General features: G+C 39.9%; 15 protein-coding genes and 1 pseudogene. 1 reads left to right on the forward strand and 15 read right to left on the reverse strand.

What is annotated here, in order from left to right:
* Positions 1-310: 310 nt before the first annotated feature.
* The 13 genes from PG840_RS15870 to PG840_RS15930 all read right to left on the reverse strand — a co-directional run bounded on the left by PG840_RS15870 (position 311) and on the right by PG840_RS15930 (position 11533).
* Positions 311-577: a hypothetical protein gene (locus tag PG840_RS15870; RefSeq protein ID WP_270613863.1), complete on the reverse strand. Its 267-nt coding sequence runs from the start codon at positions 575-577 to the stop codon at positions 311-313.
* 6 nt (positions 578-583) lie between these two features.
* Positions 584-1174: a recombinase family protein gene (locus tag PG840_RS15875; protein WP_330674147.1), complete on the reverse strand. Its 591-nt coding sequence runs from the start codon at positions 1172-1174 to the stop codon at positions 584-586.
* 113 nt (positions 1175-1287) lie between these two features.
* Positions 1288-1461: a hypothetical protein gene (locus PG840_RS17065; RefSeq protein WP_330674146.1), complete on the reverse strand. Its 174-nt coding sequence runs from the start codon at positions 1459-1461 to the stop codon at positions 1288-1290.
* A gap of 339 nt (positions 1462-1800) precedes the next feature.
* Entirely contained in the window at positions 1801-2682 is an 882-nt protein-coding gene (gene rbsK / locus PG840_RS15885) for a ribokinase (RefSeq protein ID WP_270613864.1), read from the reverse strand.
* An 82-nt stretch (positions 2683-2764) separates the two neighbouring features.
* Positions 2765-3544 (reverse strand): sugar phosphate isomerase/epimerase family protein, encoded by a 780-nt coding sequence (locus PG840_RS15890; protein ID WP_270613865.1) that lies wholly within the window; start codon positions 3542-3544, stop codon positions 2765-2767.
* Positions 3541-4524: a Gfo/Idh/MocA family protein gene (locus tag PG840_RS15895; protein ID WP_270613866.1), complete on the reverse strand. Its 984-nt coding sequence runs from the start codon at positions 4522-4524 to the stop codon at positions 3541-3543. Before PG840_RS15895 ends, PG840_RS15890 begins: the two co-directional genes overlap by 4 nt.
* A gap of 4 nt (positions 4525-4528) precedes the next feature.
* A complete protein-coding gene (locus PG840_RS15900; protein ID WP_270613867.1) occupies positions 4529-5410 on the reverse strand; it encodes a sugar phosphate isomerase/epimerase family protein in 882 nt (293 codons plus the stop codon).
* A gap of 13 nt (positions 5411-5423) precedes the next feature.
* Positions 5424-6371, reverse strand: a complete 948-nt coding sequence (locus PG840_RS15905) for a Gfo/Idh/MocA family protein (RefSeq protein ID WP_270613868.1) — start codon at positions 6369-6371, stop codon at positions 5424-5426.
* On the reverse strand, positions 6371-7273 hold the full coding sequence (locus PG840_RS15910) for a dihydrodipicolinate synthase family protein (RefSeq protein ID WP_270613869.1): 903 nt from the start codon (positions 7271-7273) through the stop codon (positions 6371-6373). Before PG840_RS15910 ends, PG840_RS15905 begins: the two co-directional genes overlap by 1 nt.
* Before the next feature lie 72 nt (positions 7274-7345).
* Complete coding sequence (locus PG840_RS15915; RefSeq protein WP_270613870.1) at positions 7346-8407, reverse strand: TRAP transporter substrate-binding protein; 1062 nt, start codon at positions 8405-8407, stop codon at positions 7346-7348.
* A gap of 97 nt (positions 8408-8504) precedes the next feature.
* A complete protein-coding gene (locus PG840_RS15920; protein WP_270613871.1) occupies positions 8505-9548 on the reverse strand; it encodes a zinc-dependent alcohol dehydrogenase in 1044 nt (347 codons plus the stop codon).
* Between the two features lie 165 nt (positions 9549-9713).
* Positions 9714-11024 carry a TRAP transporter large permease gene (locus PG840_RS15925; RefSeq protein ID WP_270613872.1) on the reverse strand — a complete coding sequence of 437 codons (1311 nt, stop codon included), beginning with the start codon at positions 11022-11024 and terminating at the stop codon, positions 9714-9716.
* 14 nt (positions 11025-11038) lie between these two features.
* Positions 11039-11533: a TRAP transporter small permease gene (locus PG840_RS15930; RefSeq protein ID WP_270613873.1), complete on the reverse strand. Its 495-nt coding sequence runs from the start codon at positions 11531-11533 to the stop codon at positions 11039-11041.
* 316 nt (positions 11534-11849) lie between these two features.
* Between PG840_RS15930 and PG840_RS15935 the strand changes: the two genes are divergently transcribed.
* Positions 11850-12848 carry a LacI family DNA-binding transcriptional regulator gene (locus PG840_RS15935; RefSeq protein WP_270613874.1) on the forward strand — a complete coding sequence of 333 codons (999 nt, stop codon included), beginning with the start codon at positions 11850-11852 and terminating at the stop codon, positions 12846-12848.
* Between the two features lie 101 nt (positions 12849-12949).
* Here PG840_RS15935 and PG840_RS15940 read toward each other — a convergent pair whose 3' ends face one another.
* Both PG840_RS15940 and PG840_RS15945 read right to left on the reverse strand, forming a co-directional pair.
* On the reverse strand, positions 12950-13198 hold the full coding sequence (locus PG840_RS15940) for a hypothetical protein (protein WP_270613875.1): 249 nt from the start codon (positions 13196-13198) through the stop codon (positions 12950-12952).
* Between the two features lie 202 nt (positions 13199-13400).
* Positions 13401-13559 (reverse strand): annotated as a pseudogene (locus tag PG840_RS15945) (TnpV protein); the annotation flags it as partial.
* Between the last annotated feature and the right edge of the window lie 198 nt (positions 13560-13757).

Genomic DNA, 13757 nt, shown 5'->3' on the forward strand with positions numbered 1-13757 from the left:
ATTGTAATCTGTGCATCTGAATGTTCTTCGCTCCGCTACGGTCGGTGCTAAACGGATCTCCACCGGACATCCAGCACCCCATCACATACTGCATAACTTTGGGATTGACATTGTTCTCACCCAGTCTGGTACATCCCGTATGACGAAGGGTATGTGGATGTGTCAAGTATAGGACAAAAAAATTTTATTTTTTTCTGCCGAAGACTATCTGACGCTTCCATCAGGTAGTCCCAGCACCTTTATTATCTTCTGATAAGTCATTCTTGTCCTTCTCAAGTTATCTTTGTTCTGAAAAAATATCGTCAAAATTTCATTCGATTTCAATTTCATCCTGACTATAAACACGGATCACCTTGATAATCTCGCGCAGCTTCTCTCTATCGAACTTCTGAATTCCCAAGAAATCTTTTAGTTTTATTTTATTAGAAAGTTCATTTTGTTCAAGAAGCTTTTTGCTATTCTCCGCATCTTCTATCTTTCGTTTTATTTCATCCAGCTGTACACTTATCTTTTCAGCTCTCTGCTTATACAAATCACAATCTATACGACCATCTTTGTAATCATCATAGAGTTTCATCTTTTCCTAGGTCAACTGTCGGCTCTGTTTTTGCAATTCTGCGGTATTGATCTCTTTGTCGTCGCATTGCCTGTTGGAAGATACTTTCTTTTCTTTTTCCAACATTGACGCTACATACTGATGAACAAGCCCAAGGATATTCTCCTCCAACGGTTCCCGCCGGATCGCCAGACTTCGACACACAGGATCTCCATTGGTTCGGGCATCTGAGCATTTCAGCAGATGCTCTGTTTCTTTTAACAGAGAATACCCACAGTTGGCACATAGCAGCAATGCCGGCTGTTTTTTACGTCTTTCCAGAGTAAAATTGGTGCGTGATTCCGCAACACTTCTCTTCTTTTTCGAATGCATTTCATTTGCTTTTTCAAACAATGCCCTGTCTATAATTGCCGTATGATGATTTTCCAGGCGAACCCATTCTGTTTCATCATTTAGAACTGCTTTATGGCCAGTATGCATACTGCAACGTGTTTTTCCCCAGATTCTGGTTCCAATATAAATCTCATCCCGTACAATTGCCGCTACTGTCGTAGGGCTCCAGTGTTTCTTTTTGATCGTGTCAAATGATGATTTTATTTGGGTTTCGATATTTTGCACCAAAGTGGCAAAAAATACCTGCTGGCGTATACCCTCGCTTAATGCAAAACGGAAATCTTGCACGCTTTTATCTCGGAAATCAGAAAAGCTTTCATCTTGATATGGCAATAACTTCATCGCACAATAAGCAACATTGCCGGTCTGCCCCTGTGACCTGTAGGAGCCGGGGCAAGGTCATAAATGACAGCGTCGGATCTTGCGTTTCCAATCAGATCAAGGTTTTCATATTCTTCAATGATAGAAACCAGATTCTGCTTCATATACCAGCTGTCATAAAGGATAATCACATTTTTCTGCTATGAAAATCCAGGCATGACCTGATGTACCATGGAAGCCGCGAGCTCCAGTTTTGATTCCTTCTTCTGCCACATGCTGTTACATTCGTAAAGCCTGAACAATCAACTTTGGCATAGGAACACGCATAATAAAAGGCATTCAGCGACTTTGTCGTAATACCGGATAAAAAGTGTCGGTACAAAAAACGTATGGAATGAGCCGACTCCAAAGCCAGTATTGAGAGTATCAACAGAAACAGCATTTCAGCACTTGGGGGCGAAAAAGTTTCAAAATATGCTGAAAAATATTTATGAAGTCTACCAATTAATGTATTTTCATTACTCTATTAACTATATCATATCCGCATAAGGCATTCCACTTTGTGCTCCCATCTTTTCTACAGACAATCCTGCTGCCGTATTTGCATATTTAAGAGCCTCTTCCATTGTATCTCCCATTGCCATCCGTACCGCAAATGCTCCATTCAATGTATCTCCGGCTCCTGTCGTATCTACAACCTGGGATTTTCTTGCCGGAACCGTCAGAATCCCTCCATTTTTCAGACATGTAGAGACGCCCTTTACTCCTTGTGTGATCACCAGTTTTTCCGGATACTCTTTCAGAATCTCTTCACAGGTCATTTCCTTTCCAAAGATCAGACTTGCTTCGTGTTCATTCGGAGTAAGGAAACTGACTTTTTCCACTACTTCAAATGGCACTTTTGCCGCAGGCGCTGGATTTAATACCGTAGCAATATGGTTTTCATCACAAAAATCAATTACCTTATGCACTGTCTCCAGCGGGATCTCATGCTGCAGTACCACCATGTCATATGCTTTCAGTTTGTCTTTGATACTTTCAACATAGCCTATATCCACTTTTTCGTTCGCTCCACCTATGATTACGATCGTGTTATCCTGCTCTCCGACAGTAATCATCGCAAGTCCCGTCGGTGTATTCTCAAGAACCTTTACGAACTCTGTTCCAACTTTATTTTCCTGCAGATTCTCCAACAGTTTCTGTCCGTTCGCATCTGCCCCAACACAACCGAACATATCTACTTTCGCCCCAAGTCTGGCCATCGCAACCGCCTGGTTAGCTCCTTTTCCTCCCGGATTATACATAATATCGTTCCCGTATACGGTTTCTCCCTTCATGGGAATACGCTTGGCAGTCACGACCATATCCATATTAATGCTTCCAACCACGGCAATCTTTACTTGTTTTTCCATACTATTTCCTTCCTTCCGCAGTATTTCTATTTTATTGATATTATTACGGACAACTTGCGGTTCTGATCCACTTCAAAATATATTATATATCCGCCTGGGCAATTACTCTTTCTATATCTTTGTATGCTTTTTTCCAATCTTTCGGTCTGTCCGCCTCTACCGTTAAGGTATCGTCGTATCCGAATTCCTTTATTTTTTGAAGAAATGGAATATAATTATAGTCATCTTCTACACATGGATATTTTCTTTCCGGATAAGAAATCGGATAGTCGATATGTATATGATGAATATACGACTTACAGCTAACCAAATGTTCAAAACTTTCCTTGTTCCATACCATATGTCTGAGATCGGCCATAATAAATGCATTTGGCATATCTGCCTTTTGAATCATTTCAACCGCTTCCGGAAGCTGATTGATATAATTAGAATAACGAGGTCCCAATGGTTCTAATATAAATTCCTGTCCGTTTTCTCCTGCAATTTCGCAAATCATACGTATCAGATCTACTATATTTTTTTCCTTTTTCCGATCGCCTTCTTCCAAAAGCGATCTTGCTTTCCCGTTACCCATAATAATCTTTTTAATTCCTACTCCTGCGGATTTTTTACAGGTCTGCATCACATAATCTTTCAATTGCAGACAGGAAAATCCCGGAGTGAAGAAAAGAGGTTCGGCAATAGGAAACAAACGCGCGCCACTTATCACCGGAAATCCGAGTTGTTCTACCTGTTCTTTAAGCGCCCCATACTGTTCATCATTTAACGCTTCAATCTCCGGCATGTCTAATTCCGCATAGTCATAACCCGCCTCAGATATTTTCTTATAATCCTCAATAAGTCCAAATGCTCCTATTTTCATACTTTTATTCCTTCTGCTTTCTTATCTATCTCATCTAATATCTTGCGTACAACTAACATTTCTTTCAAAGATGCCCGTGGTTGATTTCCTGACACAAAATCATGTAACGTTGTATTCGCAAAAATAGGATAATATACATCACTGTCTGTATTCAATGAAATATGTTTTGGCTCTTGCCCGAACTTCCGAAGCTCCAGATCGTTCTCAGCAAGAATATTATATCCATTTTCCGTGATAATCGTCCATCGGTTTTCTCTTTGACAGCCCTCCGACATCGGATATGCATAACCAGTTTCCAAAGATAATGATGATCCGTTTGACAATTTCAACATAGATGTTGCATATGTCTCTATGTCATATTCTGAATCCTGATGATATACAGAAGCCAAAACATCCGCATCTTTACTTTCCGTCAAATACAACGCCATATCGATAAAATGCACTCCCAGATTCGTCATGCATCCTCCTCCTGCTGTTTCTTTTGAAAGCATCCATTTCGATGTTTTCAGATAACGCGATGGCGGTCCGGCGATAAATCTATATGACATATGTACAATATCCGAATCCAGATATTCTTCTTTCAATTGTTTTACCGTATCACTATATCTCCAGACAAACGGAATCGCACAAAAGCTATTCTTCTGTATCGATTTTTTATAAAGTGCTTCGACTTCTTCTCTGTTCATCCCACATGGTTTCTCCATCGAAAATCCAATCTGGGCATCTATCAAATACTCTGCAACCTCTTTCATTTTATAATGTGGTGCAAAAGCAAATACAAAGTCCGGCTTTTCTTTTATGATCATCTGTCTATAATCCTTATAATAAGGACAATTATAGCGGGAAGCAAATTCACTTCCTATTGATTCATTCTCATCATTAACTGCTATGATCGTTCCTTCCGGAATACCCGAAAGGTATAACGGCACATGCCAATGACTTACGCCAAGAAGAGCGATTCTTAAGTTTTCAATCTCCATATTTCTACTCCATAATTGATTTTAAATACTCTAATGATTTTTTCATACCAATAGATGCATCCGGAATATCATCTGGATGCCATCTGCGCTCATATTCCAAAGACAACCATCCATCATATCCTTGTTCCTTAACCTTGGACAAAATTTCAGGCCACGGAACAACACCTTCTCCTACGATTCTTGTCTTTACATTTCTTTCATCTTCATTTGGTCTCGCAACATTTGACGAAACAAAAGATTTTCCTTCCACGAAAACAAGATCCTTCACATGCATATATGCCACATATTTCTGTTGTGTCGCAATCGCAGTCTGATAATCCTCATTTTCTGTAAATGTCAGATTCGCCTGATCATAGAGAATCGCAACTGCAGGATGATCCACTGCTTTCATCAATTCTGCACTTTTCTTTGCTGATACCGCCATAGTATTGAAATGATTTTCTACAACTAAAGTAACATTCTTTTCTTTCGCATAATCTCCCATTTCCCGCAGCGAACGAACAAGCATATCCCAGCGTTCTTCTAATTTGTATGTATCTCCCGCACTAAGATTTCCTCCGTAGATTCGCACATAGGAAGCCCCTAAGAATTCGCAGTAATCCACACCCTTGCGAATTGCTGCCATTTCCTCCTGGCGCTTTTCTTCATCCAGTGAATTAAAATAAGAGTTATATGGTGTCAGTGCTACTATACGGATTCCCATTTTTTCTGCACATTCTTTTACCTTTTCCAGCGTTTCCTGATCACAATCACATGGAATTCCCGAACGATAATCATCCTGGACAACAATCTCTATTCCATCTGCTCCTATTTTTTTCATTAATTCAATTGCTTCACACACCGTATACTCCGGTGTTCCCATTGTATGACCTGCAATTTTAAACATCGACTCTCCTCCTTTAATCCATAGCAGGCAGACCTGCAGATTTCAAAACTCTGTCCAGCAGTTCGTGTGTCTTAAACGCATCCTGTGCACTTGTAAGCGGCTGTTTATTATCTCTTACACAGTCCAGGAAATGACGAATCGCATAACTGAATCCCAAATTATCCTCCGATTTTGCCCATCCCATGGCAAGCGGTGTCATTTCAATTGCGTGATGTGCTTTCTCATCCGTAATTGTTACACTATCCGGCATCTTGATCAACACTGATCTGTTCTGTCCGTGAAGTTCAATCGTTTCCTCCCACTGTCCGGAACTGCGACTGGCTACAAGAATTCCTGATGATCCATTTTCAAATTCCATCTGCGCTGTTGTAAAAGCTTCATAATACGGATCTGTATATTTTGAAATCGCCTGAACATTCCGGACTTCTCCACCGTAATATCTCATAAGATCAACAATATGAATCGCATTCTCTAACGTAGCACGGTACTCTGTCTTCGGGCGATTCTTCTGTCCTATAATAACATCCGGCGCCGTCTCTGCATACACTGCTTTTGCTTCCTGGCACACCGGCGCAAATCTACGATTAAATCCTATCATCAGCTTACGTCCTGTTTTTTCAGCCAGATTTGCAATGGCATCTGCGTCTTTTAAAGTAGTTGCCATTGGTTTTTCACTGTAAACATCAAGTCCATGATTCAACAGAAAAGAAATCTGCTCCGCATGGCACTGTTTCGGTGTAAGAACAAACACACAATCCAGATTCATATCCACCAATTCCTGAATAAAATCTGTAGCATTCCAGGCTCCACACATCTTCTGTGCTTTCTTTGCATTTGCTATATCCCTTGACATCACACCAACAAAGTCCACATCCTCAAATCGTGGCAATACAGGAAGAAAATTATTTTTAGCTACATATCCCGTACCAATTACTCCTACACGAATCCTTTTTTCACTCATTACAAATTCTCCTCCTTTTTATAGTCGTCGAATATACCTTCCAATACTTTGTATTCTTCTTCTGTCAGTTTTCGAAGTGGTTTTCTGCAAGTATCATCCTCAATGATTCCACGCATCTTCAAAAGTGCCTTTAATCCAGGTATTCCCGGAATAGATGCCATACGGCGATCATCTGTTACAATTTCTTTCTGTGTTTCTTTTGCTCCTTCAAAATCACCATTCTGATACTGTTTATACAGACGTGTAAATCTTTCATGGAATATAGCACCCGGTCCTGTTACCGTACCAACGCCACCTGTCATAAGACATTGTAAAAACAGACTGTCACATCCGATCAATACATCTGGGGTTCTTTCTGGCTTGGTCAGATAATCTTCAATACGCATCAAATCCGGACAGCTATACTTGATACCAACTACATTCGGGAATTCTTCCATAAGTCTGGCAAGAAGTTCTGGTTTCACATCACTTGTTGTACACCCAGGAATATTATATATGTACACCGGGAAATCACCGGAAACCGAACTCACTATATCCTTGTAATATTCATATAATGAGCTCTCATCCATAGGGAAAAATGCCGGAGACATAACTCCCACTCCATCTGCTCCTATTTTCTGCGCATGCTGCACATGAGAAATTGTCTCCTCTGTTGTCATAGCGCCACACTGAATGAATACAGGCAGTTTATGACCCACTGTTTTTACAATAATTTCGGCAATCTTCTGTCTCTCTTCTTTTGATAGATATAAACTCTCACCATTCGTTCCGTTCGGATACAAACAATCTACATCTGTTTTCATTAAAAATTCGCAAAAACGCACTAATGATTTCTCGTCTACTGTTCCATCTGCATTCATTGGTGTAATCATCGGGATTACAACTCCATTCATTTTTTTCATAATCGTCACCTCATAATCCTATATGCACAAAGTCTCATCCCCGACATCCGGTATCAGACTTTGCAAAATCAACTAATAGTTCTTTTTCGTCTCTGTAAGAAGTTCGTAGAGTTCTTTCTGCCCTTCACTTGCAGAATCAAGGAATTCATCAACTACCGGCTGTACAGCTTTCTTAAAAGGAGCTTTATCAACTTCTGTAATTTCAACACCAGCCTCTTTCAGTGTCTTAAGTCCTTCCTCTGTTGCTTCTGGCCAAATCTCATTGTTCCATTTATCAGAGAACTTTTCGCCTGCTTTCAGCAATGCATCCTGGTTTTCTTTTGACAGGCCATCAAACCATACCTTAGATACGAATACCGGATCCGGAATTGTAAAATGCTCTGTTAAAGAAAGATATTTACACAGTTCCTGCCATCCATTCGCCGCAATTACGGATGGAGTGTGATCAAGTCCGTCAATTGTACCCTGCTGAATTCCTGAATATACTTCACTGAAAGCAATCGGAGTTCCGATCGCACCCATAGCCGTTGTAGAATCTGCCAGAATCTTATCTTCCATACAGCGAAGTTTCAGACCTTTCATATCAGCCGGGGTCTTTACAGTATGTTTATTGTTCAAAATAGAACGGCTTCCGATATCTGTCCAAGCAATGATCACAAATCCATTCTTTTCTGCATCTTCCTCAAGTACTTTTTTAACCGAGTCATCCGTAACTGTTTTGCAAGCCTGCTGACCATTATCCCACAGATATGGCAGTGAGAATACAGACCACATATCATTGAAAGAAGATAAATCAGTTGCCGAGCACTCTGTCATCTCAACCGTTCCGGCCTGAAGACCTTCCAGTGTCGAAACCTTATCTCCAAGCTGTGAAGAAGGATAAAATTCCATCTTCATACGGCCGTCAGACTCTTCTTCAATAATATCAGCCAGTGCATTCGCTCCGTCTGCCTGTGTACCTGTTGCAGGGAAAACAACAGAATACTTCACAACCAGAGCATCCCCGTCTGTCTTGCTTGTTGTTGTGGCAGCTTTATTATCCGATTTCCCAGAATCTGATTTTGATCCGCACGCTGCCATAGACATCACCATTGTTGTTGCGCATAAAAGCGCAATTGCCTTTTTCACTTTCATAATTTTCGTCTCCTTTTTTTATTTCTTAATTGCTGTTTCAGTAAAAAGAGTCTTTCTTGGCTCTACGCCCACCACATAGCTGTATCATTTTTGATGATCATACATTTTTAAACTTAATAACTGCTTTGATCGCTGCTCCGCTCATCATGTCATCAAATGCCTGGAACGAGTCTTTATAATCATAAACGGTAATCAATTTTCGCAGATCATCCTGCAAGTTTACCAATACTTCTAATGATGCAGATGAGCCATCTGACTTACGATGCGGATATGGACCTTTTGCTCCAACAATTGCCAGTTCTTTTCTCAAGATCGGAAGTAATTCCAGATCATTTGCCGGACCGCTGTATACACTTGCAACCACAATCTTTCCACCTGGACGTACCGCTTTGAATGCGTTTCCAAGTACCGGGATCACACCTGTTGCTTCTACAATGACATCTGCACCCTTGTTTCCGCACATTTCTTTTACCTGATCGAGCCAGTCATCATCGCTTGTATTTACAACATCAATAATGCCAAGAGAACGTACCTTTTCAATTCTTTTCGCACTATTGTCAGCACCTACCACAACACCGGCTCCCATGCTCTTTAAGATGATTGCTGCTACAAGTCCGATTGTTCCCATTCCAAATACAAGCACCGAATCACCTGGTTTAATATCCGCCTGACGTGCCACATGATAAGCACAGTTTGTTGGCTCAAGCATAGACGCTGTAATATCGTCAATGTTATCCGGGAGCGGACTGATGAAACTGTAATCTGGCGTATTTAACACCAAAGTTTCTTCTGCAAATCCACCTGGGATCAGTGCGTCATTCATACTCTTACAGTAATTCTGAAGACCATTCAGACAATTCCAGCACTGTCCACATGTTCTGGAAAGTTCACTTGCCACTCTCATGCCTGCTTTGATTCCGTTTGCACCGGCACCGGCATCTGTCACAACACCTGAGAATTCATGGCCAAAATACCTTTCCTGTTTCAGATCTCTCTTTCCACGGTACAAAGCAATATCACTGCCACAGATACTGCATGCTGTAACATCAATCTTAACAGTGCCAGGAAGCATTTCCTTTACACCCTCCCAGTCATTCTGAAGCTGTAATTTTCCATAATCAACTAACGCTACTCTCTTCATCAGTCTTTCCTCCTCTATTCTGTAATATCTCTGATTACTTTCAAACCATTGGTCATATGTCCTCTGGATTCTGTCTTAAAAGTCTGAGTGTTCCGTCAAAAATGTAATGAAGTCCGCTGCAGACAATGTCTGCATCTCTCAAATAGCCCTTCACTTCATTTCTACTTAAATGGCATATCCCAAAACAGATGGAACAAATGTAACAAATACTGGAATATATGTGATAACTAAAAGAACAATAATCTCAGCAAACAAATACGGAAGTGTTCCTTTAATTGCTTTTTCTACTGGAATTCCTCCGATCTTGCTGGTAATAAACATACAATAACCAAGTGGAGGTGTAATGTTACCAATTGTCAGGTTGAATGCCATAATAATTCCAAAATGTACCAGGCTGATTCCCATAGATGCTGCAACCGGTGCAAGAATTGGTGCAAGGATAATAACAGATGCACCACCATCCATGAACATTCCCATAATAAGAAGTAAGATATTTACCAGAAGAAGGAATACATACTTATTATTTGTAATAGAAAGAATCAAATTGTTAACTATCACTGGCATCTGAAGAGCTGTCAGACCATAGCTGAATACTTTCGCACAGGCTATAATCAGCAGAAGTGGTGCTGCACTGTTAACTGATTTCAGGAAAATATCCGGCAACTCTTTTAATTTCAATGTTCTTGTCACAAACAGGCTGACAACCAGACTATATACAACTGCAACTGCACCAGCCTCTGTAGCTGTACAAATGCCGCCCATGATACCACCAACTACAATAACAGGCATACCAAGTGGAATGATTCCATCAATAATCGTCTTTTTAATTTCTAATTTCGTCAGTTTTTCCGTTCTTCTTGGGAAATGACATACACGATCACGAAGAAGGACAACAAGCATAAGCACAAGCCCGCACAGGATACCAGGAACAATTCCTCCCATAAACATAGATCCTACGGAAGCTCCAACCGCCGTCGCATATACTACCATGATAATACTTGGCGGAATAATCGGTCCACATGTAGAAGCTCCTGCGATAACACCAACTGCCTCTTCTGTCGGATATCCTTCTTTTTCCATAGCTGGAATCAGGATACCACCCATACATGATGCACAGGCCTGTGCAGAACCTGTAATACCACCGAAGAACATACTGGATACAATACCTGCATGTGCCAGACTTCCAGGAAGTCTTCCAATTAAAAGCATGGCAAATTTGATAAGTTTTTCTGTAATACCGCCCCGGTTCATAATTTCTCCGGCCAGCATAAAGAACGGTATTGCGAGGAGTGGAAGATTACCCATTCCATTAAAAATCGACTGCGATACTGCTATAGTTGCCATTGGCGTTCCAGTACCAATCGAAAGTGCCAAAAGACTAAATACTCCTGTCATCAGCAAACTAATATAAATCGGGATGCCGACAAGAATAAATACAAATGTTAATATTACGAGTACGCCGATAACACCACCCATATTTCATTTCCTCCTTATTCATCTTCACTCTCTGGTTCTTGTATAACTCTTTTCTTAAATGCTCTTAAATACTCATAAATACAAAGTCCAAAGCCGATCGGGATTGACATGTAATAATACATTCTCTTTACACGAAGAACTGTACTCAATACAGTTCCAGTCATCGTATACTTAATTGAGTTAACCAACAGAAATGCAAGAAAAACAATTGTGATCAATTCAATAATTCCTCGAATTGCTATTCTTACTTTTTTGCTCTTAGGCTTATTTGATAAAGTCGTAAATTCCGTATGCCCATTTGTACGAACCGCTCTGGCACATCCGAACATTCCCATCGCAACAAGCAGTGCCTGATTCACTTCATCTGCCCACAGGAAACCGGTATGAAATACATACCTGGCAACAACACTTGCCGCAGCAATCGTTACAATAGCTGTAAGACTTACAATACAAACTACATTTTCAACCCAGCTAATGCCTACGTCTACTGCATCCAACATTTTTTTCATTTAAAATTCTCCTTCCCTTTTTGCAACGCAATCGTTTGCTTTTCTTTGTAAAAAAAATTGGCTTTGCGCATAACGCAATCGTTTGCTCCATGCATTTAATTTATCACTTTTCTTTTTTCTCGTCTATTGATGTTTTTCCTATTTTTGCAAACTATTTTTTGTGCATTTTGTATAAATGTATCTTTTTTCAATCTATTTTTCGCAATATTTTATTTAATTCTTTTTTTGTTGACTAATAAGTTTTTTTATTATAATATATTAAATATAATAAATTAGCAAAGCAAACATTTGCTTTATATAATATTAGGAGAAGAAAATGGCAACAATCAAAGAGGTAGCAACTGCCGCAGGTGTCTCTCCTTCTACAGTCTCAAGAATTTTAGCTAATGACACCTGGGGAAAAGAAGAAACAAGAAAAAGAGTATTAAATGCGATAAAAGAACTACAATACAACCCGAATGCACTTGCACGTCAATTTCGCACGCAGGAAACAAAGACCATCATTGTAATTATTCCGGATTTAAGCAATACCATCTTCCATGAGATCACACTTGGTATCGAGGCAGAAGCAGACGCTCATAACTATAAAGTATTAATCGTAGATACAAAGAGACAACTCTCTCTTGAGAGCTACTACTTAAATGCGATCCAGCAGCATGAATATGATGGTGTCATTTCCATGGATGCCAATATTCCACGCAAGTTACTGGAACAATTTGCTACCAAATATCCGTTAGTTGTAGCTCTAATGAACATTCCGGGCAGTCAGATTCCTACTGTAAGAATTGATAATATCGCCGCAACAGCTGCAGCAATGAAACACCTGATCCGGCTCGGGCACAAGAGCATTGCACATATTACATCTTCTTCAGATTTATTCGCATACAAAGAACGTTTGGATACTTACCGAGAAGAACTTATTAAGAATAATCTCTCTGTTAATCCACAGTTAATTAAGGCCGGTGAGGCCACAATAAGCGGTGGTTTCGAAATGGCAAACCAATTAATTGCATCCGGCGAAAAATTCACTGCCATCTTTGCTGCCGGTGATACAATGGCTATGGGTGCCATCTCTGCACTTAGACAGAAAGGAATTCGTGTCCCAGAAGATGTTGCCGTCGTTGGATTTGACGATCTGGAGGTTTCATCATATTACAATCCACCTCTCACCACAATCCGACAACCGAAATATAAGATCGGACAATATGCGTTTTCCAAACTTTTGTCTATTATGAAAGAAGAAAAAGTTACAGAGACTGTTGATATTCTTCCATATGAACTTGTAATCAGAGAGAGTTGCGGACATTATTTGTAAATCATTATATTGCCCCTTATCATTTTATCCATAAATTTTTTTTGCAATAGATAAGGGGCTGTCGCACTAAGTATTCTGCTCATAGCTTTTTCATAGCTTTTTCATAGTTTTTTTCCATAGTCTGCCTTTCCATTTTCGTTCAGGCACTCTATAGCAATTCGTTTTCCCAACAACCAATTTCTTTGAACCAAAATTGTATCGACAGCCGCATACGCAATGCTTTGCGCACTTTCTACGATTTCACATGTATCAGCAAATAAATCGCCTGTTTCATGATAGGCAATCATATTTCTATTTAATTTTGGACTCAGTGAATCCAAAGTTGTCTTTTCTTTTTCAGAATGTTTCATCAGCGCAATCTCCCTTTTCGATGATTATTGCGACAGTGTCGCAACTTTTCCATTTTGAAATTCCAGATTGACATCTCAAAAAATTTCTTTAAGTCTATAAAGTCTATATTCTTATATTACCCCAACTCTCTCATTCTGCCTACTGCAATTTTATATTCTCATACAACAATGAGGTCGCATTCCACGACCTCATCACATTCATTTAAACATAAATCAATTCCTTGAGAATAATCTCTTCCGCAATCGCTCTGTGCTGATTAGCAGCTCTTACCCAGGCAATCTGATCTTTCTCTTTATCCGGTAATGGTTCTTTTTCTTCCAACTGTTTCAGGATCACTTCTTCCCGTTCTCTGGCTGCCTGCGTTCATTTTATTAGCACTCTCCATTTCTCATCATTTTTTGACCACAAATTTACGACATTTACGACAAATCTGACACTGCTTTACAATACCAGACAAAATGACTTATGCCCCGGAAAGCCTGTAAAACAGGCACTTCCGGGATACACAAGACAGGACAAAAATCGACTTCCATTATCAATAGGTGAGTGCTAATTATT

Source organism: Coprococcus sp. AM97-35 (genome assembly GCF_027697525.1).
Classification (GTDB): domain Bacteria; phylum Bacillota; class Clostridia; order Lachnospirales; family Lachnospiraceae; genus Allocoprococcus; species Allocoprococcus comes.